Genomic DNA, 25,266 nt, shown 5'->3' with positions numbered 1-25,266 from the left:
GTCCCATCAGCCGCGATGCGCGCCTGGGGACACGGTAGTGGATGGGGGAGGAGGCAGGGACAGGTGTTGCGGAACGGAGATATCCGCCTCTATGGGTCCGGAGACATCCGCCTCTGTGGGTGAGGAACGCGCGGACGGTCCGGGCCGGTGGCGGCGCGCCGGCTAGGACACCGCCTCCCGAGCCGGGAGCAGTTGCCCCCCGGTCAGTCCGCCCGCCAGCAGCCGTGCCGTCTCCTCCGCCAGCAGGGCCGCCCGCCGTGCCTCCGCCCGGAGCGCGTGCACCTGCCGGAACGCCTCCCCGTACCGCCGCTGCTCCTCCAGCGGCAGCAGCGGTACGCGCAGCCGCCCCGGGGTGAGATGCGACGACGTGCTGCCGGTCGAGGCGCCGGCCAGGTTGGTCTCGGCGCTGAGGAAACCGAGGAGGAACCAGGGGTCGAGGCGCGCCGGGTCCGGCCGGAACAGGTGGACGCCGGCTCCCAGCAGGGCGCCGGACTCCGCCCCGCCCGCGACCCGGGCCACGGGTCCGGTGCCGCCGACCAGGTTGCGGACCAGGACGTCGCCCTCGGCGATCTCCGGCATCTGCTCGGCCCGCACGTCCAGGGCTTGCCCCGTCGGTCCGGTCCCGCGGGCGATGTCGCCGCCCGTCAGCACCGGCGGGCGTGCCCCGGCGCCGGTGCCCGCCGCCGCGTCCTCCGCCCCGGCGGCCGTCGCCCGCGGCGACACCGGAACAGCGCGCAGCACCTTCAGCGCCCCGCCCCGGGCCAGGTCCGACACCGTGGCCGTGCGCCACTCGCGGGCCGAAGCCCCCGCCGCGTCCCACGACGCCGCGCCGGCCAGTTCGGCCACCGTCCGCGCCGCCGCCGCCAGCCCCTCGCGGGCCGTCGCGGCCTCACGGGCCAGGTCCCGCGGGTCGATGTCCGCCGGGGAGGCACGCACCCGCCGGGCCGGGGTCACGTCGACCACATCGTCGAGCAGGTCGACCACACTCACCGCCCGCGCCACACCGGCCCGCGCCTCGAACCCGTCCGGGTCATCGGCGTACGCCGTCCACGCGGAGACGATCCGCTCCGTCACCCCCGCCCAGTCCACCGCACCGCCCCGGCTCCCGCCGCGCCCCGGCGCCGGCGGCTCGCCCGCCGTGTCGACGAAGAGCACCGTCCGGTACGCCGGCCCGGCCGGCTCCGGGCGCCGGAGCACCCACACCTGCAGGCCGATGTGGAGCGGGATCGCCGCCCCCGGTGGCAGGGCCGCCACCGCCCGCAGCGCGCCGCTGCGGATCAGCTCGGCGCGGATCCGGCGGCCCGAGGAGCGGGACGCCGTGGCCGGCGGGAGGAGCAGCACGGCGTGGCCGCCCGGTTCGAGGTGGGCCAGCGCGTGCTGGACCCAGGCCAGTTCGGACTCGGCGCGGGGCGGGAAACCGTACGCCCAGCGCGCGTCGTAGGCCAGTTCGTCGTGGCCCCAGTCCCGGTCGCCGTAGGGCGGGTTGCACAGCACGGCGTCGACGGTGAGGTCGGGGAAGGCGTCGGCGCGCAGGCTGTCGCCCGTGCGCACGGCGACACGCGCGCCCTCCCCGGCCGTCAGGGTCAGGCCGACCGCGGTGCGCCGCGCCTGGACGGGAACGCTGTCCTGCCCGTACAGCTCGCGCGCGCCGCGTGCGGCGGCGGCCGTCAGCAGGGTGCCGCTGCCGCAGGCGGGGTCGAGGACACGGGCCGGGGAGCCCGGGACCAGGCGGGCCAGCAGGTCGGCGAGCGGGGCCGGGGTGAGGTAGGCGCCACTGGTGGCGCTGTCCTCCAGCTCCCGCTCCGCCAGGACGCCCAGCGCCGTCTGCGCGCCCTCGTCGCGGACGCAGAGCAGCAGGGCGCGCAGGACCGTGGCCTCGGCGTCGGTGAACCGGACGGGCTCCGTGCCCGGCACCACGTCCACGACCCCGGCCGCCGCGTCGTTCGCCCGCTCCACCAGGTCGGCGTCGGGCAGCGCGAGCAGACCGGTGAGGCCGTCGGCGGGGCGGCGGGCCGCCGCGAGGACCAGCAGGAGCAGGTCGGACGCGCCGGCACCGGCCCGCTCGCGGAGGCGCAGGGTGGTGCGCAGCTCCCCGCTGGGCGTGGCCGCCGTGTGCTGTCCGCGCGAGGCGAGCCAGGCGCGGACCTCCTCCAGGTCGTACAGCGGGCTGCTGTCCGTACCGCCCGAGGGCGCGGGGAAGTCGTCGTGCCGGCGGCGCCAGTTGCTGACGGTGGCGCGCGTGACCCCCGCGATACGGGAGATCTCGGCGGCTGTCACCTGGGCGGAGGGTGCGGGTGGCTGCGGCATGGGTGAGGTCCTGGCTCCGGTGGTCGACGTGGTCACACCCTACAGCACGCGTCAACCTGTGTATGTTGTTCGACAATGCTTTCATGGATGCGCTTGCGTGCGGGCGCTTCCGTGCCATCCGGAGAGGTATGCGGGCCGGACCCGGACGCACCGAGGCCCTCCCCACCCGGTGCACGGGTGGGGAGGGCCTCGGCGGGCCGGCGGACGGCTCAGGGGGCCGTGGTGGCGGCGGGGGTCTCGTCCCTGGCGGGGGCGTCGGCGGTCTCGCCCTCGTCGAGTCCGACGTCCTTCGTCTCCTTGCCCAGCAACAGCGCCACCAGCGTCAGCAGCGCCATCGAGGAGAGGTAGACGCCGACCAGCCACGGCGAGCCGTCACCGGCCTCCCACAGGGCGACCGCGATGAACGGGGCGACGGCCGCGCCGAGGATCGAGCTGACGTTGTAGGAGATCCCGGAGCCCGTGTAGCGCACGCTCGTCGGGAAGAGCTCCGGCAGCAGCGCCCCCATCGGGCCGAACGTCATGCCCATCAGCGTGAAGCCGAGCACCAGCCACAGCACCACGCCCAGCGTGCCCAGGCCGATCAGCGGCACCCACACCAGCCCGAAGACCAGGATCCCGGCGGTGACCGCGATCAGCGTCGAGCGCCGGCCGTACTTGTCCGCGAGCGGGCCGGAGACCAGGGTGAACACGGCGAAGAACAGCACCCCGAAGATCATCATCAGGACGAAGGTGGTGTAGTCGTAGCCCAGGCCGGGCACGGCGTCGTCCTCGGGCGTACGGCCGTAGCTCAGCGAGAACGTGGTCATCAGGTAGAAGAGCACGTACGTCGCCAGCATGAAGAAGGTGCCGAGGATCAGCTGCTTCCAGTGGTTGCGGAAGACGGTGGCCAGCGGCAGCTTGCGCACCAGCCCGGCCTCGCGGGTCTTGGCGAAGACCGGCGCCTCCACCAGGCGCATCCGCACCCACAGGCCGATCGCGACCATCACCGCGGAGAACAGGAACGGGATGCGCCAGCCCCAGCTCAGGAAGGCGTCCGAGGGCTGGGACGGGTCGGCGCCCGCCGTGGACGGCAGCAGCGCGCCGATGGCCAGGAAGAGCCCGTTGCCGATGATGAAGCCGAGCGGGGCGCCGAGCTGCGGGAACGTGCCGTAGAGGGCGCGCTTGTGCTTCGGGGCGTTCTCGGTGGCGACCAGGGCCGCGCCGCTCCACTCGCCGCCGAGCGCGAAGCCCTGCGCGAGCCGCATCAGCACCAGCAGCGCGGTGGCGGCCCATCCGGCCTGCGCGTAGGTGGGCAGCACGCCGATGAGGAAGGTGGCGATGCCCATGGTGAGCAGCGACGCCACCAGGGTGCCCTTGCGGCCGAGCCGGTCGCCGAGGTGTCCGAAGACCACGGCGCCGATCGGGCGGGCGACCATCGCGGCGCCGAACACCGCGAAGGACGACAGCAGGGCCGTGGTCGGGTCGCTGCTCGGGAAGAAGAGCTTGGGGAAGACCAGGACGGCGGCGGTCGCGTAGATGTAGAAGTCGTAGAACTCGATCGTCGTGCCGATGAGGCTCGCGATGAGGACCCGGGACCGGGAGTTGACGGGGGCCGGGCCGGTGGAGGGTGCGGGCATTTCACGGTCTTTCCGGGGAGGAACGGTCACCGGCGGCGTACACCGGCGGCCCGCACCGTGCCACGCGTCCGCCTCGCGGGAGGGGCCGCACGAACCGTGTGGGCCATACAACGATCTCAGACATCTCACTGACCAGGAACGCCGTACCAGAATGTGAGACGTGGATATTGTGTGGCCCGGTCCTCCCCTGCCTCCCTACACTCACCGCACAGACGCCGCCCGCCGTCGGGCCGCGCATCCATGACCAGTGAGGGGAGACCGGCCGTGCGTGACCACGCCACCGCCGCCGCTCCCCGTTCCCGGTCCCGCCGGTCCGCGGTGATCCTGGTGTCTCCCGTCCTCCGGTGCCCGCCGCGCGGCCGGCACCGGATGCCCGCGACGCACGTCTGAGTCCCGTACGCCCCCCTCAGATCAGGGGTGTACGACGCCGTGCGCCCGGGAAATCGCGCCGCCCTTCTCCGGAACCTCCGAAAGGCCACGGGCCATGCGCACCAACCCTCTCGCCACCGTCCGCAACCTGGGCATCCTCGCCCACGTCGACGCCGGCAAGACCACCGTCACCGAGCGGATCCTGTTCGCCACCGGCACCACCCACAAGCGCGGCGAGGTCCACGACGGCACCACCGTCACCGACTTCGACCCGCAGGAACGCGACCGGGGCATCACCATCTTCGCCGCCGCCGTGAGCTGCGCCTGGGACGGTCACCGGATCAACCTCATCGACACCCCGGGCCACGTCGACTTCGCCGACGAGGTGGAGCGCTCCCTGCGCGTCCTCGACGGCGCCGTCGCCGTGTTCGACGCGGTCGCCGGCGTGGAGCCGCAGAGCGAGTCGGTGTGGCGGCAGGCGGACCGGCACGGCGTGCCGCGCATCGCCTTCGTCAACAAGATGGACCGGGCCGGCGCCGACCTGGACGCCGCCGTCGCCTCCCTCCGGGAGCGGCTGCACCCCGCACCCCTGGCGGTGCAACTGCCCATCGGCGCGGAGGACACCTTCACCGGCGTCGTCGACCTGCTGCGCATGCGCGCCCTGACCTGGACCGACGAGGGCCGGGCCCGCGACGCGGCACCCGTGCCGGACGACCTGCGCGAGGAGGCGCACCGGCGGCGCCGGCTGCTGGAGGAGGCCGTCGCCGAACTGCATCCGGGCGCCCTGGAGGAGTTCTGCGACACGGGCACCCTCGGCGACGCCACGCTCGCCGGCGCGCTGCGGGACCTGACCCGCACCGGTGACGTCGTCGTCGTCCTGTGCGGCTCCGCCTACCGCAACCGCGGCATCGAACCGCTGCTGGACGCCGTACTCGCCTACCTGCCGTCGCCGCTCGACGTACCGCCGGTGCGCGGCACGGACCACGACGGCGGCGAACAGCGGCGGGCCGCCGACCCGGCGGCACCCCTGGCCGCCCTCGCGTTCAAGGTGAACGCCACCGCCACCGGGCGGCTGACCTACCTGCGGGTGTACTCGGGAACGATCGAGAAGGGAGACACGGTGTGGGACGCCACCGCGCGCCGCTCCGAGCGCGTCGGGCGCATCCTGCGCGTCCGGGCCGACCGGCACGCCCAGCTCGACCGGGCGGTCGCCGGGGACATCGTCGCCGTGGTCGGGCTCAAGTCCGCCCGCGCCGGCTCCACGCTGTGCGCGCCGGACGCCCCGCTCGTCCTGGAGCCTCCGGGGGTCGCCGAGCCGGTCGTCTCCGTGGCCGTCGAGGCGCTGAGCGGCACCGACACCGGACGTCTGGCGTCGGCGCTCGCGCGGCTCGCCGAGGAGGACCCCTCGCTGGTCGTGCGCACCGACCCGGAGACCGGTCAGACGGTGCTGTCCGGCATGGGCGAACTGCACCTGGAGGTCGCGGTGGAGAAGATCCGGCGTGAGCAGGGGCTGGGCGTCAACGTCGGCCGTCCCCGGGTGAGTTACCGGGAGACCGTGGGCCGGGGTGTGTCCGGTTTCGTGTACCGGCACGTCAAACAGGACGGCGGGGCCGGGCAGTTCGCCCATGTCGTCCTCGACGTCGAACCGCTGGACTCCCCGGAGTCCGGCTTCGAGTTCCGCTCGGCGGTCGTCGGCGGGCGCGTACCGCAGGAGTACGTCCGCGCGGTCGAGGCCGGCTGCCGGGACGCGCTGACCGAGGGCCCGTCGGGCGGTCACCCGGTGACCGGGCTGCGGGTCACGCTCACCGACGGGTCGACCCATGTGAAGGACTCCTCGGACACCGCGTTCCGCACCGCCGGCCGGTTCGGACTGCGGGACGCCCTGCGGGCCTGCGCGATGGTGCTGCTGGAACCGGTCGTCGAGGTCACGGTCACCGTGCCCGAGGACGCGGTGGGCGGAGTGCTCGGTGATCTGGCCGCGCGTCGCGGCCGGGTGAGCGGATCGGTCACCCGGGCCGGTGCGACGGTCGTCACCGCGACCGTGCCGCTGGCCGAACTGTTCGGCTACGCGACCCGGTTGCGCAGCCGCACCCAGGGCCGCGGCACCTTCACCACCCGGCCCACCGGCTACGCCCCCGCACCGGCCCCCGCGCCCGCGCGGTAGGGCGTGAACGGCGGCCCCTCCCGCAACTCAGCCGGGAGGGGCCGCCACCGCCGCCGTACGAGCACACCCGGACCGCCGGCGTTCGGTCATGGGCGTGCCCCCGGCGCCGGGGTCAGGGGTACGACACCACCGTGGACGGCACCGTGTTCGTGCCCGAGGTCGGGGCGCCGGTGTCGTTGATGACGCACTCGTACTGGCCGTGCCCGCTCAGCGAGACGACCAGCAGGCCGTGGAAGCGCACGCCGGGACGGTTCGGGGCGGCGAATCCGTGGTGCTGGACGATGCCCGGGTTCACGTTGTAGTAGCAGTAACTGCCCATGCCCCAGCCCTCGTGGGTGGTGACGTGGTCGCCGACCTTGTACGCCGCGTAGCCCTTGACCGAGCCGTTCTGGACGGCGGCCTGGTCGGGGGCGTCGTACGCCTTCTCGTTCTGGAAGAAGACCGTGCGGCCGCGCTCGCCGTTCCACTGCACGTCGTACTTGTTGAAGTGCTCGACGAACAGGCCGGTGGCCAGGACGTCGTGGCCGTTGACGAGGACGCCGTAGTCGCAGCGGTTGGTCTCCCAGCCGACGCCGTCGCCGTGGTCGGCGCGCCACACCCAGGTGTGGTCGACGATGGTGTGCCGGGCGTTGACCACCATGGCGGTGGTCGCCCTGCCGGGGCCGGCGCCGCCGATCCGGAGGAAGACGTCCTGCACGGTGATCGGGTCGCGGGAATGGTCCCGGGAGGCGCCGTTCGGGCCGACCTCCAGCAGGACGGGGGAGTCGACCGGCCCGGCGTCGACCAGGAAGCCCGCGAGGCGGACGCCGTCGACGTCGGCGACCTTCAGGGCGGTGACGCCGTTGTCGGGGATCAGGGTGGCGTAGCCGAGGCCCAGGACGACCGTGCCGGCGCGGTTCACCCTCACCGGCTGGTCGACGTGGTAGACGCCCGGCGTGAGCAGCAGGTGGAGGCCCTGGTCGAGCGCCTGGTTGAGGGTGGCCGCCGAGTCGCCCGGCCTGGCGACGTAGAAGCGCTCCAGCGGCAGGGAGGTGCCGCGCGGGGTGCCGTTGCCCCAGGTGACACCGCGCGCGTCGGTGCGCAGCGCGGGCAGGAAGACGCGGTACCGGTCGCCCTCGAGGTACAGGAAGGGCTTCTCGCGGGAGCGGGGCGTCCGGTCCAGCGTGGTGTACGGCGGGTCCGGGAAGCTCTGCGCGGGGGCGCCCTCGACACCCGAGAACACCATGTTCCAGACGGCGTTGGTCCAGCCGCCGACCGAGCTGTCCCGGGTGTACCACTGCTGCTGCGAGTACGGGCCGACCGTGCCGTCGATGCGGCTGTCCGCGATGTAGCCTCCGCTGGCCCAGCCGTAGGTGGATGAGGCGAGGTTGAGGTCGCCGCGCACATGCATCCGGCGGAACGGCGCGGCCTGGGCGACCGCCCACCGGTTGGTGCCGTTGGCCGGGACGAGCGCCAGGTTCTCCGCCGAACGCCAGAAGTTCTGCGTGGCGTTGCCGTCGAACCAGCCGGCGTCGACCGTCACGTCACCGTTGATGGTGGTGTCGTCGGGGGAGAGGCCCAGCCCGGAGATGGAGGTGTAGAAGCCGATCTGGGCGTTGAGGCCGTGGTACGTGCCCGGCTTGAAGAGGAGTTGGTAGCGGCCGGTGCCGAACTGGGCGCGCTCCTGCTGCCGGAAGACCTCGTCCAGGCGGGCCTGGATGCCCGGGGTGGACGGGTCGAAGACGATCACGTTGGGGCCGAGGTCGCCGCCGGCCTTCAGACGGCGCGGCTTCCGGCGCGGCTTCTCGTGCCCCGCCGCGGGCGCGGTCGTGGTCGCGGCGGCGGCCGTCGCGGGCAGGCCGGCCAGTACGGGAGCGGCCGCGGCGGCGCCCAGCAGGGCCCGTCGCCGCACCCCGGAGGGTTCGGGCAGGGCGGGGTTCGTGCGGGAAGCGGGCATGGGGCGGCTCTCTCCTTGTTCGGAAAGTGAACGGTGTGGGGGTGGGGGAGCGCTCTCTGGGTGTGCATGTTTCATCTGTGTGCGGGACACGTCAAGAGTTTGGACCGTTCAACCTTCGTCGTGTTCAACAAGTGTGGGTGCGGTGCTTGTTGTCCTTGTGCCGGATCCCTTGACACCTTTCGCCCCGCGCCCAACACTCCGTCCGTGGGAGAGCGCTCTCCGAGATTTTCCCCGACCCTCTCAGGAGGTCTCCATGCCACGGAGATCAAGAGTTCTGTCCGGCGCCCTGGTCGCGACCGCCTTACTGCTGACCTCGATCGGGGTCGGCACGGTCGCGGCGGGCGCCGACGCGGGAACCGCCGCCGCCCCGGTCGCGCACACCGGGCACACCAGGGCGGTCTCGGCCGCCGCCTCGCCCGAGGACCCGGACGGCGACGGCTACATCCCCGCGAACCCGCCGGTCACCGGCGTCACCCCGTCCACGAAGGAGCCGCCGCACCGCTACTTCCACGAGTTCCAGGCCAACTGCTCGGTCACCCACACGGCGCCCGACGACCCGATCGTCTACGCGCAGCAGCCCGGCAAGTCCCACGACCACACGTTCATGGGCAACACGACGACGAACGCGAACAGCACGACGGCCTCGCTCGCCGCCGGTTCCACCACCTGTCTCGCCCCCGGCGACCGGTCGGCGTACTGGATGCCCACCCTGTACAACGGCGACGAGCCGGTGCTGCCGGTGGGCCCGCAGGTCATCTACTACAAGGCCGGCGTCACCGACTACACCAGCGTCCGCCCCTTCCCCAAGGGCCTGCGGTACGTCGTCGGCAGCCCGATGCAGAGCGCCCAGGAGTTCCGTGACCACAAGGGCTTCGTCGAGGGCTGGGAGTGCGGCGACAGCTTCTTCAACGTCGACTTCCCGGCCGACTGCCCCGACCGCCGCGACGTCCAGGTCAACATCCGCTTCCAGGCGCCCAGTTGCTGGGACGGCCGCAACCTGGACACCCCGGACCACCAGGCCCACATGGCCTATCCGGTGGTCAACCCCGGTACCAACAACAACATCTGCCCGGCTTCCCACCCGGTCGCCCTGCCGATGATCGAGTTCAAGATGGCGTTCCCGGTCAACGGCGACCTCTCACGGGTGCGGCTGGCCAGTGGCGCGAGCTACTCGTTCCACTACGACTTCTTCAACGCCTGGGACGAGCCGACGCTGAGGGCCATGGTCGACCACTGCATCGTCGGCGGCCTGCAGTGCGACGCGCGCGGCTACGACCAGAACCACCCGGAGGCGGGCGCGGCCCTGAACGAGCACTACGAACTCCCCTGAACGGGCACGACGAACTCCCCTGAATCCACATCTCCGGCCGGCTCGCCGCGAGGACGAGCCGGCCGTACCGAACGGGCCGGCCCGGCCGTCCACGCCCCGTCACGGCCGGGCCGCCCCCCACCCCGTATCCGGAGACCCCGCATGAGCCGACCACGCACCCGCACCCGCGCCCGCAGACTCGCCGCACCCCTGACCGCCGTCCTGCTCACCGCCGGTGCCCTCACCGCCCTGCCCGGCCCGCAGGCGGTGGCCGCGGGCAGCACCGTGAAGGTCACCGGCGGCCAGGGCAACTGGCAGCTGACCGTCGACGGCAGCCCCTACCAGATCAAGGGCCTGACCTGGGGCCCCTCCGTCGCCGACGCCAACCGGTACATGCCCGACCTGAAGTCCATGGGCGTCAACACCATCCGCACCTGGGGCACCGACGCCAGCAGCAGGCCCCTGTTCGATTCCGCCGCCGCCCACGGCATCAAGGTCATCGCCGGCTTCTGGCTCCAGCCCGGCGGCGGACCCGGCAGCGGCGGCTGTGTCAATTACCGTACCGACACGGCGTACAAGGACCGGATGCTCGCCGAGTTCCCCCGCTGGGTGCAGGAGTACAAGGACCACCCCGGCGTCCTGATGTGGAACGTCGGCAACGAGTCCGTGCTCGGCCTGCAGAACTGCTACAGCGGCGACGAACTCGAGCGGCAGCGCGACGCCTACACCACCTTCGTCAACGACGTGACGAAGCGGATCCACGCCGTCGACCCCCACCACCCGGTCACCTCCACCGACGCCTGGGTCGGCGCCTGGCCGTACTACAAGAGGAACGCCCCCGACCTCGACCTGTACGCCGTCAACTCCTACAACGCCGTCTGCGACGTCCGCGCCGCCTGGGAGCAGGGCGGCTACACCAAGCCGTACATCGTCACCGAGTCCGGTCCGGCCGGCGAGTGGGAGGTGCCGGACGACGCCAACGGCGTACCGAGGGAGCCCGCCGACCAGGCCAAGGCCGAGGGCTACACCAAGGCGTGGAACTGCGTCACCGGGCACCGCGGCGTCGCCCTCGGCGCGACCCTGTTCCACTACGGCACCGAGTACGACTTCGGCGGCATCTGGTTCAACCTCCTCCCGGCCGGGGAGAAGCGGCTGTCGTACTACGCCGTGAAGCGGGCGTACGGCGGTGACACCTCGCGCGACAACACACCGCCGGTGATAGCCGGCTTCGGCGTCGAGGGCGACGCGGGCAGGGTGCAGGCGGGCAAGGACCTGGTGCTCACCACCCGCGCCACCGACCCGGACGGCGACCGGATCGCCTACGAGGTGCAGGCCAACAGCACCTACATCGACCAGAGCAAGCAGTTGACCACCCTGCCGTACACCGACCTGGGCGGCGGACGGCTGCGGGTCACCGCGCCCGAACGCCCCGGCGTGTGGAAGCTGTACGTCAAGGCCACCGACGGCCACGGCAACGTGGGCGTGGAGACCTTCTCCGCGCGGGTCGTGCCACCGGCCGTGGACGGCACCAACGTGGCCCTCGGCAGACCGGCCACCGCCTCGTCCTTTCAGCCGAGTTACGGTGACTGTCCCTGCCCCGCCGCCAACGCCGTCGACGGCGACGTGAACACGCGCTGGGCCAGTGACTGGAGCGATCCGCAGTGGCTGCGCGTGGACCTCGGCAGCCGCACCTCCTTCCGGCACGTGCAGCTGTACTGGGAGACCTCCTACGCCAGGGCGTACACCATCCAGACCTCCGACGACGGACAGAACTGGCGGACCGTACGCACCGTCACCGACGGCAACGGCGGCGTCGACACCCTCGACGTGACCGGCACCGGCCGCTACGTCCGGGTCAACGGCACCGCCCGCGGCACCGGATACGGCTACTCGCTGTACGAGTTCGGCGTCTACAACTGACACGGCATCGGGAAGAGAGGGCGGGGGCCCGGGTGGGGACGAGCGAGGAACCGGTGGGGACCGGCGAGGAACGGGCGGGGACGAGCGGGGAACGGGCGGGGACCGGCGAGGAGGACCTCGACCGGCTGCTGGGCAAACTGACCCCGCGCGCCTGCGCGCTGCTGCTCAGCGGCGCCACGGCCTGGCGCACCCGCGCCGAACCGGCCGTCGCGCTGCGCGAACTGGTGATGTCGGACGGACCGGCGGGCGTACGCGGACAGTCGTGGGACGAGCGCGACACCGCCGTGCTGCTGCCGTCCGCGACCGCGCTCGCCGCCACCTGGGACGAGACCCTCGTCGAACGCCTCGGCGGCCTGCTGGCCGCCGAGGCCCGGCGCAAGGGCGTGCACGTCCTGCTCGCCCCCAACCTCAACCTGCACCGCAGCCCGCTGGGCGGCCGGCACTTCGAGTGCTTCTCCGAGGACCCGGAGCTGACCGGCCGCATCGGCGCCGCCCTCGTCCGCGGCGTCCAGGCGGGCGGCGTGGCCGCCACGGCCAAGCACTACGTGGCCAACGACTCCGAGACCGACCGGCTCACCGTCGACGTACGCGTCGGCGAACGCGCCCTGCGGGAGGTGTACCTCGCGCCGTTCGAGGCCGCGGTGGCCGCCGGGGTACGGCTGGTGATGGCCGGCTACAACGCGGTCGACGGCACCACCATGACCGCCAGCGGACTGCTCGCCGACCCGCTGAAGAGCGAATGGGGCTTCGACGGGGTCGTCGTCTCCGACTGGGGCGCGGTGCGCGACACCGTGGACACCGCGCGCGCCGCGCTGGACCTCGCCATGCCCGGCCCCGACGGCCCCTGGGGCGAGGCCCTGGCCCGCGCGGTGGCCGACGGCAGCGTGCCCGAGGCGGCCGTCGACGACAAGGTACGGCGCCTGCTGCGGCTCGCCGCCCGCTGCGGCGCCCTCGGCGACGAACGGCCCCCCGCCCGAGCCCCGATGCGCACCCGGGACGTCCGGGCCCTGGCCCGGCGGGCCGTCGCCGCGGGCGCGGTGCTGCTCGGCAACCGGGGCGTGCTGCCCCTGGACCCCGGCCGCCTGCGGACGGTCGCCGTGATCGGGGAGCACGCCGCACGCACCCGCACCCAGGGCGGCGGCAGCGCGGGCGTCTTTCCCCAGGACGAGGTGTCGATCCTGGACGGCATTCGGGCCGCACTGCGCGGCCGGGCCCGCGTCGTCCACGTCCCCGGCCCCCGCCCGGACGGCCCCGCACCCGCGCTGGACGCCGGGACGTGCGCCGACCCGCGCTCCGGGCGGCCCGGAGTGCTGCTGCGCGTCCTGGACGCCGACGGCGCCGAACTGTACGCCGAACGGCGCGCCGGCGGACGCCTGCTGGAGCCGCGCCTGGTGCCGGGCGCGCACACCGTCGAGATCAGCGCCCGGCTGCACCCCCGCACCGGGGGCCGGTGGACGCTCGGCGTCGCCGGCTTCGGGCGGATGAGCCTGACCCTGGACGGCCGTACGCTCCTGGACGGGGAGTACCCGCCGGCGACCGACGACCCGGCGGTCGTCCACGTCAACCCGCCCGCCCGGTATGCCGGCGCCGACCTGGTGGCCGGGCGGGACGTCCTCCTGGTGGCCCGCCGCGAACTGGCGCCCGGCACCGGCCGTGCCACCGTCGTCAGCGCCGCCTCGCCGGCCCCCGACACCGCCGCGTCGCTGGCCGAGGCGGCCCGCGCGGCCCGGGAGGCGGACGCGGCGATCGTGGTCGTCGGCACCACCGAACACGGCGAGTCCGAGGGCCACGACCGGACGGACCTCGCCCTCGGCGCAGGACAGGACGCGCTCGTCCACGCCGTCGCCGCCGCCAACCCCCGCACGGTCGCCGTGGTCAACAGCGGCGGGCCCGTCGAGATGCCGTGGCGCGAGGCGACGGGCGCGGTGCTGCTGGCCTGGTTCCCCGGACAGGAGGGCGGCGGAGGAGTGGCCGACGTGCTCTTCGGACGCGCCGAGCCGGGCGGACGGCTGCCCACCACCTGGCCGGCCGCCCTCGCCGACGCCCCCGTCACCCGCACCCGCCCGGACGGCGGCCGGCTCCCGTACGACGAGGGCCTGCACCTCGGCTACCGCGGCTGGCTGCGCACCCACCGCACCCCCGCCTACTGGTTCGGCCACGGCCTCGGCTACACCACCTGGGCGTACGAGGAGCTGAGCGCGCCGGCCGTGTGGCGGGCGGGGGAGGACCTGACGGTGACGGTGCGGGTGCGCAACACCGGCGGCCGGGCGGGCCGGGAGGTCGTCCAGGTCTATCTCGCCCGGCCGCCCGGACCGGTCGACCGCCCCGCACGGTGGCTCGCCGGGTACACGGCCGTGCACGCCGGGCCGGGGGAGACGGTGACGGCACGGGTGCGCCTGCCGGCGCGGGCCCTGCGGCACTGGTCGGTCCAGGAGCACGCCTGGCGGGTCGAACCGGGGCCGTGCCGGGCCCTGGCGGGACGGTCGGCGGGGGAGCTGCCGCTGGCGGCGGAGGTCCGTGTGACGGCGTGATCCCCGCTGGGGGAGAGCGCTCTACCGACCGGCCGACCGCGCCGGTTAGGGTGCGGTCATGAGCAGACAGGCCCCGACCCTGGAGGACGTGGCCCGGGAGGCCGGCGTCTCCCGGGCCACCGTGTCCCGGGTGGTCAACGGCGTCCGCAACGTGGACCCCGCCATCCAGGACCTGGTCCGCCGGGCCATCGAACGCACCGGCTACGCCCCCAACCAGGCCGCCCGGCAACTCGTCACCCGGCGCACCACGACCGTGGCGCTGGTGGTCTCCGGCGCGGGCGACGCCTCCGAGGGCGACCCCTCCGCGTCGGAGCAGAACGCCTTCGCCGCGCGGGTGTTCGCCGACCCCTTCTTCGGCCGCGTCGTCGGCGGCGTGGTCGGACGGCTGCGGCCGCGCGGGATGCACCCGGTGCTGATGTTCGCCGAGACGCCCGAGACCCGGCAGGAGGTCGTGTCGTACCTCCGCCAGGGCGGCGCGGACGGCGCGCTGGTGGTGTCCACCCACCCCGACGACCCGCTGCCCGCGCTGCTCGCCGACGCCCGGCTGCCGGCGGTGCTGTTCGCCCGGCCCGGGCGTCCGGTGCCGCTCAGCTACGTCGACCTCGCCCACCGCGAGGGCGGCCGGCTCGCCGCCGAACACCTGCTGGCGCGCGGCTGCCGCCGGATCGCCACCGTCGCCGGTCCGCTCGGGGTCGCGGCGAGCCAGGAACGCCTGGCAGGGTTCCGGGACACCCTGGCCCGGCACGGGGACCCGTACGTGCCGGTCGCCGAGGGCGGGTTCACGGTCGACAGCGGCATGGCGGCGATTACGTCGCTGCTCGCCGAACACCCCGACATCGACGGGGTGTTCACCGCCAACGACCTGATGGCCCAAGGAGCGGTCCAGGTCCTGCGCGACCAGGGGCGCCGGGTGCCGCAGGACGTGGCGGTCGTCGGCTTCGACGACTCCAGCGTGGCCGTCACGTGTCGGCCCCGGCTGACCACGGTGCGGCAGCCGGTGGAGGAGATGGCGTCGACGATGTCGGCTCTCCTCGACGACCACATCGCGGGGCGGCGCACCGCCCCTACGTCGGTGATCTTCGACCCGGAACTGGTGGTGCGGGATTCCGCGTAGCGGTTGGTGGTTGGTGGTTGGCCTCGGGCCTCGGGCCGGGCGGCCGGTGGGCGGCTGCGGGCCGTCCGTGGCTGGTCGCGCAGTTCCCCGCGCCCCTGGGGACGTGACCGTCGCCGTGTGTCATGAGCGGGCCTTGGTTTGCCGGGGTGGTGGGCGGCTGCGGGCCGTCCGTGGCTGGTCGCGCAGTTCCCCGCGCCCCTGGGGACGTGACCGTCGCCGTGTGTCATGAGCGGGCCTCGGTTTGCCGGGGTGGTGGGCGGCTGCGGGCCGTCCGTGGCCGGTCGCGCAGTTCCCCGCGCCCCTGAGGGGGTGTCCCCGCGTGTTGAGACACAACCGTTGTGAACCGGTGTGTGGGTGGCTCTTCGCAGGTCATCGGTGGTGGGGGTGGTCGGGGCGGGTGTTCGGGACCGGGTTCCTGCCGCGTGGGTGGGGAACGGGTGTGCGCGACACCTTGACGCGGGCTTCTCTTGAGGTTTAACTCACGTCCTAAATTAAGCCATGAGGGGCTTCGGGGCGCGAACGGGGTGTCGTTTCCGGAAGCCTGCCTCTGACTTCTCGCCTCCCGGAAAGGGACCCAGAAGCCATGCGCAGCATCCGAGCCGCAGCCATAGGCGCCGTCACCATGTCTCTCGCTCTCGCCGCCTCGGCCTGCGGCGGGGGCTCCTCGACGGGCGGCGGGTCCGACGACTCGCCGAAGGAACTCACCTACTGGGCCTCCAACCAGGGCGCCAGCGTCGAGGTCGACAAGAAGGTCCTCCAGCCCGAGCTCGACAAGTTCGAGAAGGAGACCGGCATCAAGGTGAAGCTGGAGGTGGTGCCCTGGTCCGACCTGCTCAACCGGATCCTCACCGCCACCACCTCCGGCCAGGGCCCCGACGTGCTGAACATCGGCAACACCTGGTCCGCCTCCCTCCAGGCCACCGGCGCCCTGCTGCCCTGGGACGCGAAGAACTTCGACAAGATCGGCGGCAAGGACCGCTTCGTCGACTCCGCGCTCGGCTCGACCGGCGTCGAGGGCCAGGACCCGGCCGCGGTCCCGCTGTACTCGATGGCCTACGCGCTCTACTACAACAAGCAGATGTTCGCCGACGCGGGCGTCACCAAGCCCCCGGCCACCTGGGACGAACTGGTCGAGGTCGGCAGGAAGATCTCCAAGGACGGCAAGTGGGGCCTCGGCGCCGAGGGCTCCAACCTGTCGAACAACATCCACCAGGTCTTCGTCCTCGGCAAGCAGCACGGCGCCGACTTCTTCACCGCCGACGGCAAGCCCGACTTCACCTCGGACGGCGCCGTCGCCGCCGTGAAGCAGTACGTCGACCTGATGGCCAAGGACAAGGTCATCGCCCCCGGCAACGCCGAGTACGCGCAGAACCAGTCCCTCAGCGACTTCGCCAAGGGCAAGACGGCGATGGTCCTCTGGCAGACCGCCTCCGCGACCTTCAAGACCATGGGCATGAAGGACGACCAGTGGGGCATCGCCCCCGCCCCCGTCCCCTCCGGCGCCCCCGGCACCGGCACGAACACCAACTCCATGGTCGCGGGCATCAACATGGCCGTCTTCAAGAACAGCGACAACATCGACGGCGCCACCCGGTTCGTGAAGTTCATGACCAGCGACGCCGAGCAGAAGCTCCTCAACAAGGCCTACGGCTCCATCCCGCCGGTCAAGGCCGCCCAGTCCGACCCGGCGTTCAACACCCAGGGCACCGCCGTACTGCGCGAGACGCTCGCCACCAGCGCCGCCGCCCTGCCCCAGGTGCCCGACGAGTCGCAGTTCGAGACGGCGGTCGGTACGGCCGTCAAGGAACTGTTCGCCGACGCCGCCGCCGGCCGCGAGGTGACCACCGAGTCGGTGAAGGCCAAGCTCGCCAAGGCGCAGCAGCAGATGCCCGCCAAGTGACCGCCCACCCGACTCCGACACGGACACGGACATCTCCATGACCACCACGACCGCCCCGGCGGGGCCGGGCGAGCGGACGGTCGGCAAGAGCTCCCCCGGTGCGGCGCGCGGACCCCGCCGCCGCACCGGGCGGATCCGCCGCATCGGACTGCCCTACCTGCTCCTTCTGCCGGCCCTGCTGCTCGAACTCCTCGTCCACCTGGTGCCGATGGTCATCGGCATCGTGATGAGCTTCAAGGAGCTCACCCAGTTCTACATCCGGGACTGGACCACGGCCCCCTGGACCGCCCTCGACAACTACCGGATGTCGGTGGACTTCAGCGCCCCGGTCGGCGAGGCGCTGCTCCACTCCTTCCTCGTCACCTGCGCGTTCACCCTGCTCTCCGTCGGCCTGTGCTGGTTCATCGGCACCGCGGCGGCGATCTGCATGCAGGACACCTTCCGCGGCCGGGGCCTGCTCCGGGCGGTCTTCCTGGTGCCGTACGCCCTGCCGGTCTACGCGGCCGTCATCACCTGGGCGTTCATGTTCCAGCACGACAACGGCCTGGTGAACCACGTCCTGCACGACCAGCTCGGCCTCACCGACAAGCCCTCCTTCTGGCTGATCGGCGACAACAGCTTCATCGCGCTGCTCGTGGTGTCCGTCTGGAAGGGCTGGCCGTTCGCCTTCCTCATCGTCATGGCCGGACTGCAGAACATCCCCAAGGAGCTGTACGAGGCGGCCTCCCTGGACGGCGCCGGCGTCTGGCAGCAGATCCGCCGCATCACCCTGCCGTCGCTGCGCCCGGTCAACCAGGTACTGGTCCTGGTGCTGTTCCTGTGGACGTTCAACGACTTCAACACGCCGTACGTGCTGTTCGGCAAGGCCGCCCCCGAGGCCGCCGACCTGATCTCCCTCCACATCTACCAGTCGTCGTTCGTCACCTGGAACTTCGGCACCGGCTCCGCCATGTCGGTCCTGCTGCTGCTCTTCCTGCTCGCCGTGACGGGCGTGTACCTGTTCCTGACGTCGCGCGAACGGCGGAGGTCCGCCCGTGTCTAGCTCCCCGACGGCCGCACCCCGGCCCCGTACGACCGCGCCCCGGTCCCCGATGGCCGTACCGGCGTCCTTCCTGTGGACGCGCCGCGTCTTTCTGACCCTGCTCACCGGTTTCGTGCTGCTGCCGGTGTACGTCATGGTCTCCAGCTCGCTGAAACCGCTGGAGGACGTCACCGGCAAGTTCCGCTGGCTGCCCACGGGGCTGACGATCCGCCCGTACATCGACATCTGGTCGACGGTCCCGCTGGCGAAGTACTTCGTGAACTCCCTGATCGTGGCGGGCGTGGCGACCGTCTGCTCGGTCGTGATCGCGGTCTTCGCCGCCTACGCGGTCAGCCGCTACGAGTTCCGGGGCAAGCGGGTCTTCTCGGTGACGGTCCTGTCCACGCAGATGTTCCCGGGCATCCTCTTCCTGCTGCCCCTGTTCCTCATCTACGTGAACATCGGAAACGCCACGGGCATCGCCCTGTTCGGGTCCCGCGGCGGGCTGATCCTCACCTATCTGACCTTCTCCCTCCCCTTCTCCATCTGGATGCTGATCGGGTACTTCGACTCGGTGCCGCGCGACCTGGACGAGGCGGCCCTGGTCGACGGCTGCGGCCCGCTCAAGGCGCTGATCCGGGTCGTCGTCCCGGCGGCCGTCCCCGGCATCGTCGCGGTCGCCGTCTACGCCTTCATGACCGCCTGGGGCGAGGTCCTGTTCGCCTCCGTCATGACCAACGACACCACCCGCACCCTCGCCGTCGGTCTCCAGGGTTACTCCACCCAGAACGACGTGTACTGGAACCAGATCATGGCCGCCTCGCTCGTGGTGAGCGTGCCCGTGGTGGCCGGCTTCCTGCTCCTCCAGCGCTACCTGGTGGCCGGACTGACCGCCGGAGCGGTCAAGTGACCGGCACCCGGCTGACCGGCACCCCCGAAAAGAACGAAAGGACCTACGTGAGCATCGACTTCGCCGCACTCCCGCACGACTTCCTGTGGGGCACGGCCACATCGGCGTACCAGATCGAGGGAGCCGTGGCGGAGGACGGCCGTTCACCGTCGATCTGGGACACCTTCTCCCACACCCCGGGGAAGATCGACAACGACGACCACGGCGACGTCGCCTGCGACCACTACCACCGCTGGCGCGAGGACATCGGCCTGATGCGCCGGCTGGGCACCAACGCCTACCGCCTGTCCGTCGCCTGGCCGCGCGTGGTGCCGGGCGGCGACGGACCGGTCAACGCCAAGGGCCTCGCCTTCTACGACGAGCTGGTCGACGGTCTCCTGGAGGCGGGCATCACCCCGTCCGTCACCCTCTACCACTGGGACCTGCCGCAGGCGCTCCAGGACCGGGACCGCGGCTGGCAGGAGCGGTCCACCGCCGAGCACTTCGCGGCGTACGCCTCCGTCGTCGCCGAACGCCTCGGCGACCGCGTCTCCCACTGGGCCACCCTCAACGAGCCGCTGTGCTCGGCCTGGATCGGCCACCTCGAAGGCGTCATGGCCCCCGGCCTGACCGACCTGACGGCGGCGGTCCGCGCCTCCTACCACCTGCTCCTCGGCCACGGCCTGGCGATGCAGGCGATCCGCTCGGCGGCCCCGGACGCCCAGGTGGGCATCGTCAACAATCTCTCCACCATCCACGCGGCCAGCGACCGCGAGGAGGACCTGGCGGCGGCCCGCCGCATGGACGGCCACACCAACCGCTGGTGGCTGGACCCGGTCCACGGCCGCGGCTTCCCGGAGGACATGCGGGAGGTCTACGGCGTCGAACTCCCCGAGCAGCCGGGCGACATGGAGCTGATCGGCGCCGACCTGGACTGGCTCGGCCTGAACTACTACTTCCCGCAGACGGCCGCCGACGACCCCACGGGACCGGCCCCCCGCGCCCGCACCGTCCGCCGCGACGGCGTCCCGCGCACCGGCATGGACTGGGAGATCGACGCGAGCGGCATCGAGGACCTGCTGCTGCGCCTGACGAACGACTACGGCGCGCGCAGGCTGTACATCACCGAGAACGGCTCGTCCTTCCCCGACGTCGTCCGCCCCGACGGCACGATCGACGACCCGGAGCGCCAGGACTACCTCGCCGCCCACCTCGCGGCCTGCGCCTCGGCCGCCCGCAAGGGCGCCCCGCTGGCCGGGTACTTCGCCTGGTCGCTGCTGGACAACTTCGAGTGGGCGTACGGCTACGACAAGCGCTTCGGCCTCGTCCACGTCGACTACGAGACCCAGGTCCGCACCATCAAGGGCTCCGGTCACCGGTACGCGGAGATCATCCGCGGCCACGCGGACCGCGCACGGCGAGCGGCCTGACGTGACCGGTGGGCGCGGACGGACGGTCCGCGCCCACCGGGACGACGCGCGCTCATACATGTCATGAGCGCGTCATGAATGAGTTGTCGCGGGGAACCGGCGCCCCACCCTCCCTCCCCAAGGAGAGCCGCATGTCATCCCGTACCCCACACCTCCTCACCGCCCTCACCACGGCCGCCGTACTGACCGCGGGCCCCGCGTTCGCCGCCCCCGCCCCCGACCCCGCCCCCGGTCAGCTCGCGGCGGCCGCCGCCTGGGACACCGACCGCGCGGCCGCCGCGTACGCCGCGAACCCGGCCGCCGTCACCGCCTCCGGCAGCGAGAACGCCGGCGTGGCCCCCGGCCTCGCCTTCGACGGCAACGGCGCCACCCGCTGGTCCAGCGACTTCGCGGACAACGCCTGGATCCGCCTGGACCTCGGCTCCACGATCCGCGTCGACCGCGTCGTCCTCGACTGGGAGGCGGCCTACGGCAAGCGCTACGTCCTCGAGGTCTCGAAAAACGGCACCGACTGGACCCCCTTCTACACGGAGACCGACGGCACCGGCGGCTCGGTCACCGCCCACACCTACCCCCAGGAGGTCACCGGCCGCTACGTCCGCATGCGCGGCGTGGAACGCGCCACCCCCTGGGGCTACTCCCTCTACTCCTTCAAGGTCTACGGCGGTGAACCGGCCCCCGCGTCGGCCACCCGCACCAACCTCGCCCTGAACCACCCCGCCTACTCCAACCTCTACCAGCACGCGGGCAACTCACCGGCGTTCGTCACCGACGGCGGCCGCCCGGCCGGCCTGAAGGGGGACCAGTCCCGCTGGGCCGGCGACTGGAACGCCGACCGCTGGGTCTCCGTCGACCTCGGGGCACGCTCCACCATCGACACGGTCGACCTCTACTGGGAGGCCGCCTACGCCGTCGACTACGAACTCCAGGTCTCCGACGACAACCGCACCTGGCGCACGGTGTACCGCCCCTCGGCCGCCGACGTGGCGGCCCGCCGCGCCGACGTGAAGTCCCCGGGCGAGGCGGTGGGCCTGCACGACTCGGTCCGCCTCCCGCAGCCGGCCACCGGCCGCTACGTCCGCATGCTCGGCAAGGAGCGCCGCTCCTTCTACAACCCCGCCCCCGCCACCGCCCAGTTCGGCTACTCCCTCTACGAGTTCGAGGTCTGGGGCACCGGCGGCAGCGCGGCGGCGGCCTACCCGGCGCTCCCGGCGGAGCAGCCGGGCACGTACCGTACGACGTTCTTCGACGACTTCACCACCGCCTCCCTCGACCGCGCCAAGTGGCGGGTGGTCCGCACCGGCACCGAGATGGGATCGGTCAACGGCGAGTCCCAGGCGTACGTCGACTCCCCGGACAACATCCGCCAGGAGAACGGCAGTCTGGTCCTCGAGGCCAAGCACTGCAAGGGCTGCACCAAGGCCGGCGGCGGCACCTACGACTTCACCTCCGGCCGCATCGACACCAACACCAAGTTCGACTTCACCTACGGCCGGGTCAGCGCCCGTATGAAACTCCCGGTCGGCGACGGCTTCTGGCCCGCCTTCTGGCTGCTCGGCAGCGACGTCGACGACCCCACCGTGTCCTGGCCCGCCTCCGGCGAGACCGACATCATGGAGAACATCGGCTACGGCGACTGGACCAGCACCGCCCTGCACGGCCCCGGCTACTCCGCCGACGGCAACATCGGCGCCCGCCAGACCTACCCGAACGGCGGCCGCGCCGACCAGTGGCACACCTACGCGGTGGAGTGGACCCCGACCGGCATGCGCTTCTTCGTCGACGACCGCCTCGTCCAGGAGACGACCCGCAACAAGCTGGAGTCCACCCGGGGCCAGTGGGTCTTCGACCGCAACCAGTACGTGATCCTCAACCTGGCCCTCGGCGGCGCCTACCCGGCCGGCTGGAACAAGGTCACCACCCCGTACTGGGGCCTCCCGCAGTCCAGCGTGGACCGCATCGCGGCCGGGGGAGTCCGGGCGGAGGTGGACTGGGTGCGCGTGGAGCAGAAGGGCTAGCCACCGCGCGCCGCTGTGCCGTGGACGCCGGCCGGTGGGGCGCCGGCCGGTGATCCGGGCCGGCCCCGGCGCCCCCTCGCGGAGTCGCCGGACAGGCCGGACAGAGCGGCACGCCGCTCGGCTCAACGATCGTGCACCGCACGGGCGTTCACGCGCCCCCGGTTAGGCTGGCGGCCTGACGACGCCGTTCCGCGCACGGAGGAGTGCCCTGTGACCGCCGGTATGCCCAGACCCCGCATCGACACGAGCAAGCCGCACCCCGCCCGCGTCTACGACTGGCTGCTGGGCGGCAAGGACAACTACCCCGTCGACCAGGAGGTCGGCGAGAGACTCCCCGAGGAGGCGCGGGGCAACGCGGCCCGCAACAGGGCGTTCATGCACCGCGCGGCGGCCTGGCTGGCGAAGGCGGGCGTCGGCCAGTTCCTGGACATCGGCACCGGCATCCCCACCGAACCCAACCTGCACCAGATCGTGCAGGCGATCAGGCCGGACGCCCGGATCGTCTACGCGGACAACGACCCGATCGTCCTCCGCCACGCGGAAGCACTGCTGACCAGCACCCCGGAAGGCGTCACCGACTTCCTCCTCGCCGATGTACGGCAGCCAGGGACGATCCTCGAACGCGCCCGCGAGGTACTGGACTTCGAGCGCCCGATCGCGCTCTCCCTGATCGCCCTGCTCCACTTCCTGCCCGACGACGAGGACCCGTACCGCCTCGTGCGCACCCTCGTCGACGCCCTTCCCTCCGGCAGCTTTCTGCTCATCTCGCACGGCACCGCCGACCAGCACCCGGAGCTGAAGCAGGAGACCGAGGCCGCGTACAGGAAGGGCGCCATCCCGCTGCGGATGCGCACCCGGAGCGAGGTCGAGCCCTTCTTCGAGGGACTGGAACTCGTCCCGCCCGGCCTGGTGTTCGCCACCGAGTGGTACCAGGAGGAACCGGCACCGGCGCGGGAACGCAGCGGCTTCTACGTGGGTGTCGCGCGCGTCCCCTGACCCGGCCCCCGGCGGCACGCCGGCTTCGTGTTCCGGGCGGCTACAGCCGACGGAGCACGGAGCTCAGCATCTCGATCTCCCGCGCGGAGAGCTTGTCGGTGAAGTGGCGGCGCACGGCGGCTTCCAGGCCGGGGTGCACGGCGGCGACGGCCTGACGCCCGGCGTCGGTGAGGGCGACGGTGACACCGGCGGCGCGTTCGCGGGTGACGAGTCCGCGCTTGTCCATGCGGGTGAGCTGATGGGAGACGCGGGTGCGGTCCCAGCCGAGCGACGTGGCGAGTTCGCTCTGGCGCAGGGCGCCCCCGGCCTTGTCGAGGCCGACGAGGATCGTCAGGTCCGGCTCGGACAGGCCCGCCGCCTCGGCGGTGTCCGCGATCACGCGGGCACGCACGGTCTCGTGGGCGCGCTTGAAGGCGGACCAGAGGCCGACGGGCTCCGGTGCGGTGTCGCCCATGGACTCGTCCGGGCCGGTGGCCCCGCCGCCAGGTGTTGACATGTCAACGCGCCCTTCCTAGTGTTGAGATGTCAACACTAGCAGGCGGCTGCTCCCTCACCGGCCTGTGAGTGCGCCGAGGCGTCCACGCGAAGAAGGCTGCGAGTCATGAACACATCCGCATCACCGCTCGCCGAGCTGGCCCGGTCCGAGAAGCCCATCGGAGTGGGCATCATCGGACTCGGTGCTCGGGGGAGCTGGGCCGAGCGTTCCCACCTGCCGGCCCTGCGCGCCGTCCCGGGCTACGAACTGAGGGCGCTGAGCACGAGCTCGAAGCGGTCGGCGGAGCTCTCCGGACAAAAACACGGTGTGCCCCGCACCTTCGGGACCGCGGCCGAGCTGGCCGCCTGCGACGAGGTGGACCTCGTGGTCGTGGCGGTGAAGGTGCCGCACCACCGGGAGCTGGTGACCGCGGCGCTGAACGCCGGCAAGGGCGTGCTGTGCGAATGGCCGCTGGGCAACGGGCTCGCGGAGGCCGAGGACATGGCCCGGCTGGCGCGCGACCGCTGCGTGCCGACCGCCGTCGGACTCCAGGCCCGGTCGCACCCGGTCCTCGCCCACGTACGGGACCTCGTGGCCGACGGATACGTGGGGGAGGTGCTGTCCACGACGGTCGTCGGATCCGGCGGCGCCTGGGGCGCCACCGTCGGCCCCGGCGATCACTACGTGCTCGACGCCGCCAACGGCGCGACGCTGCTGACCGTTCCGTTCGGCCACGCCCTCGACGGGCTCGCGTCCGTCCTGGGGGAACCCGAGGAACTGCGGATCCACCTGGCGTCGCGCCGTACGTCGGCCGTGGACACCGAGAGCGGACAGCCCGTGCCCATGACCGCCGCCGACCAGGTGGTGGCCTCGGGACGGCTCCCCGGCGGCGCGGTGGCCACCTTCCACTACCGCGGAGGCATGTCCCGGGGCACCAACTTCCGCTGGGAGATCAACGGCACCGAGGGCGACCTCGTCCTCACCGCCCCGGTCGGCCACCCCCAGCTCAGCCCGCTCACTCTGGAGGGCGGCCGCGGCACGTCCACCGGCCTCGCCCCCCTCGCGGTGCCGGAACCGTACCTCCGCGTCCCGCACCTGGACCCGCGTGCCGACGCGCCGGCCTACGCGGTCGCCCACGCCTACCGGCAGTTCCTGGACGACCTGCGTGAGGGCACCTCGGGCGTCCCCGACTTCACCCACGGCGCCACCCGGCACCGCAGCATCGCCTCCGCCGGGGGCGGCGGGTGAGCGGTGTCCGGTCTCCCGGGCGT

At 72.7% G+C, this 25,266-nt stretch carries 16 protein-coding genes; 12 read left to right on the top strand and 4 right to left on the bottom strand.

The genetic code is table 11. The features are described 5' to 3' along the window. Positions 1 to 162 precede the first annotated feature (162 nt). Together IH50_RS0101040 and IH50_RS0101035 are read right to left on the bottom strand one after the other, a co-directional pair. Positions 163 to 2,307: an N-6 DNA methylase gene (locus IH50_RS0101040; RefSeq protein ID WP_234328053.1), complete on the bottom strand. Its 2,145-nt coding sequence runs from the start codon at positions 2,305 to 2,307 to the stop codon at positions 163 to 165. Between the two features lie 209 nt (positions 2,308 to 2,516). Then, a complete protein-coding gene (locus IH50_RS0101035) occupies positions 2,517 to 3,923 on the bottom strand; it encodes an MFS transporter (RefSeq protein ID WP_030856217.1) in 1,407 nt (468 codons plus the stop codon). A 484-nt stretch (positions 3,924 to 4,407) separates the two neighbouring features. On the opposite strand from IH50_RS0101035, the gene fusA reads away from it, so the two are divergent. Beyond that, complete coding sequence (gene fusA, locus IH50_RS0101030) at positions 4,408 to 6,456, top strand: elongation factor G (RefSeq protein ID WP_030856215.1); 2,049 nt, start codon at positions 4,408 to 4,410, stop codon at positions 6,454 to 6,456. Positions 6,457 to 6,568: 112 nt separating this feature from the next. On the opposite strand, the gene IH50_RS0101025 is transcribed toward fusA, so the two are convergent. Beyond that, entirely contained in the window at positions 6,569 to 8,392 is a 1,824-nt protein-coding gene (locus tag IH50_RS0101025; RefSeq protein WP_030856213.1) for a hypothetical protein, read from the bottom strand. 253 nt (positions 8,393 to 8,645) lie between these two features. On the opposite strand from IH50_RS0101025, the gene IH50_RS0101020 reads away from it, so the two are divergent. The 10 genes from IH50_RS0101020 to IH50_RS0100975 all read left to right on the top strand — a co-directional run bounded on the left by IH50_RS0101020 (position 8,646) and on the right by IH50_RS0100975 (position 23,520). Further along, positions 8,646 to 9,722 (top strand): DUF1996 domain-containing protein, encoded by a 1,077-nt coding sequence (locus IH50_RS0101020; RefSeq protein ID WP_030856212.1) that lies wholly within the window; start codon positions 8,646 to 8,648, stop codon positions 9,720 to 9,722. A gap of 141 nt (positions 9,723 to 9,863) precedes the next feature. After that, positions 9,864 to 11,621, top strand: coding sequence for a discoidin domain-containing protein (locus tag IH50_RS0101015; RefSeq protein ID WP_030856211.1), 1,758 nt, complete (start codon positions 9,864 to 9,866; stop codon positions 11,619 to 11,621). A 53-nt stretch (positions 11,622 to 11,674) separates the two neighbouring features. Then, positions 11,675 to 14,152: a glycoside hydrolase family 3 C-terminal domain-containing protein gene (locus IH50_RS0101010; RefSeq protein WP_051767121.1), complete on the top strand. Its 2,478-nt coding sequence runs from the start codon at positions 11,675 to 11,677 to the stop codon at positions 14,150 to 14,152. Between the two features lie 58 nt (positions 14,153 to 14,210). Next, positions 14,211 to 15,266 carry a LacI family DNA-binding transcriptional regulator gene (locus IH50_RS0101005; RefSeq protein WP_030856207.1) on the top strand — a complete coding sequence of 352 codons (1,056 nt, stop codon included), beginning with the start codon at positions 14,211 to 14,213 and terminating at the stop codon, positions 15,264 to 15,266. A gap of 583 nt (positions 15,267 to 15,849) precedes the next feature. After that, positions 15,850 to 17,166 (top strand): ABC transporter substrate-binding protein, encoded by a 1,317-nt coding sequence (locus tag IH50_RS0101000; RefSeq protein ID WP_030856206.1) that lies wholly within the window; start codon positions 15,850 to 15,852, stop codon positions 17,164 to 17,166. 37 nt (positions 17,167 to 17,203) lie between these two features. Then, entirely contained in the window at positions 17,204 to 18,208 is a 1,005-nt protein-coding gene (locus tag IH50_RS0100995) for a carbohydrate ABC transporter permease (protein WP_030856203.1), read from the top strand. Between the two features lie 49 nt (positions 18,209 to 18,257). Further along, the gene (locus IH50_RS0100990; protein ID WP_030856201.1) at positions 18,258 to 19,097 is read left to right on the top strand and encodes a carbohydrate ABC transporter permease; all 840 of its coding nucleotides are present in this window, start codon (positions 18,258 to 18,260) and stop codon (positions 19,095 to 19,097) included. 11 nt (positions 19,098 to 19,108) lie between these two features. After that, positions 19,109 to 20,506 carry a GH1 family beta-glucosidase gene (locus IH50_RS0100985; RefSeq protein ID WP_030856200.1) on the top strand — a complete coding sequence of 466 codons (1,398 nt, stop codon included), beginning with the start codon at positions 19,109 to 19,111 and terminating at the stop codon, positions 20,504 to 20,506. Positions 20,507 to 20,637: 131 nt separating this feature from the next. Next, a complete protein-coding gene (locus IH50_RS0100980; RefSeq protein ID WP_030856199.1) occupies positions 20,638 to 22,524 on the top strand; it encodes a discoidin domain-containing protein in 1,887 nt (628 codons plus the stop codon). 210 nt (positions 22,525 to 22,734) lie between these two features. Continuing rightward, on the top strand, positions 22,735 to 23,520 hold the full coding sequence (locus IH50_RS0100975; RefSeq protein ID WP_030856198.1) for an SAM-dependent methyltransferase: 786 nt from the start codon (positions 22,735 to 22,737) through the stop codon (positions 23,518 to 23,520). Positions 23,521 to 23,560: 40 nt separating this feature from the next. Here the strand turns inward: IH50_RS0100975 and IH50_RS0100970 are convergent, their stop codons facing one another. Continuing rightward, a complete protein-coding gene (locus IH50_RS0100970; protein ID WP_030856197.1) occupies positions 23,561 to 24,016 on the bottom strand; it encodes a MarR family winged helix-turn-helix transcriptional regulator in 456 nt (151 codons plus the stop codon). A 105-nt stretch (positions 24,017 to 24,121) separates the two neighbouring features. On the opposite strand from IH50_RS0100970, the gene IH50_RS0100965 reads away from it, so the two are divergent. Further along, positions 24,122 to 25,243 carry a Gfo/Idh/MocA family protein gene (locus IH50_RS0100965; protein ID WP_030856196.1) on the top strand — a complete coding sequence of 374 codons (1,122 nt, stop codon included), beginning with the start codon at positions 24,122 to 24,124 and terminating at the stop codon, positions 25,241 to 25,243. Positions 25,244 to 25,266 lie beyond the last annotated feature (23 nt).

The sequence above is a fragment of the Streptomyces sp. NRRL S-37 genome (assembly GCF_000721605.1).
Classification (GTDB): domain Bacteria; phylum Actinomycetota; class Actinomycetes; order Streptomycetales; family Streptomycetaceae; genus Streptomyces.
This window is presented reverse-complemented; position numbering and strand designations above follow the sequence as displayed.

Coding starts and splice junctions, on each gene's coding strand:
- IH50_RS0101040 (WP_234328053.1), bottom strand. CDS start 2,307: ATGCCGCAGCCACCCGCACCCTCCGCCCAGGTGACAGCCGCCGAGATC.
- IH50_RS0100965 (WP_030856196.1), top strand. CDS start 24,122: ATGAACACATCCGCATCACCGCTCGCCGAGCTGGCCCGGTCCGAGAAG.
- IH50_RS0100995 (WP_030856203.1), top strand. CDS start 17,204: ATGACCACCACGACCGCCCCGGCGGGGCCGGGCGAGCGGACGGTCGGC.
- IH50_RS0101025 (WP_030856213.1), bottom strand. CDS start 8,392: ATGCCCGCTTCCCGCACGAACCCCGCCCTGCCCGAACCCTCCGGGGTG.
- IH50_RS0100970 (WP_030856197.1), bottom strand. CDS start 24,016: ATGTCAACACCTGGCGGCGGGGCCACCGGCCCGGACGAGTCCATGGGC.
- IH50_RS0101005 (WP_030856207.1), top strand. CDS start 14,211: ATGAGCAGACAGGCCCCGACCCTGGAGGACGTGGCCCGGGAGGCCGGC.
- IH50_RS0101015 (WP_030856211.1), top strand. CDS start 9,864: ATGAGCCGACCACGCACCCGCACCCGCGCCCGCAGACTCGCCGCACCC.
- IH50_RS0100980 (WP_030856199.1), top strand. CDS start 20,638: ATGTCATCCCGTACCCCACACCTCCTCACCGCCCTCACCACGGCCGCC.
- IH50_RS0101000 (WP_030856206.1), top strand. CDS start 15,850: ATGCGCAGCATCCGAGCCGCAGCCATAGGCGCCGTCACCATGTCTCTC.
- fusA (WP_030856215.1), top strand. CDS start 4,408: ATGCGCACCAACCCTCTCGCCACCGTCCGCAACCTGGGCATCCTCGCC.
- IH50_RS0101020 (WP_030856212.1), top strand. CDS start 8,646: ATGCCACGGAGATCAAGAGTTCTGTCCGGCGCCCTGGTCGCGACCGCC.
- IH50_RS0101035 (WP_030856217.1), bottom strand. CDS start 3,923: ATGCCCGCACCCTCCACCGGCCCGGCCCCCGTCAACTCCCGGTCCCGG.
- IH50_RS0100990 (WP_030856201.1), top strand. CDS start 18,258: ATGGCCGTACCGGCGTCCTTCCTGTGGACGCGCCGCGTCTTTCTGACC.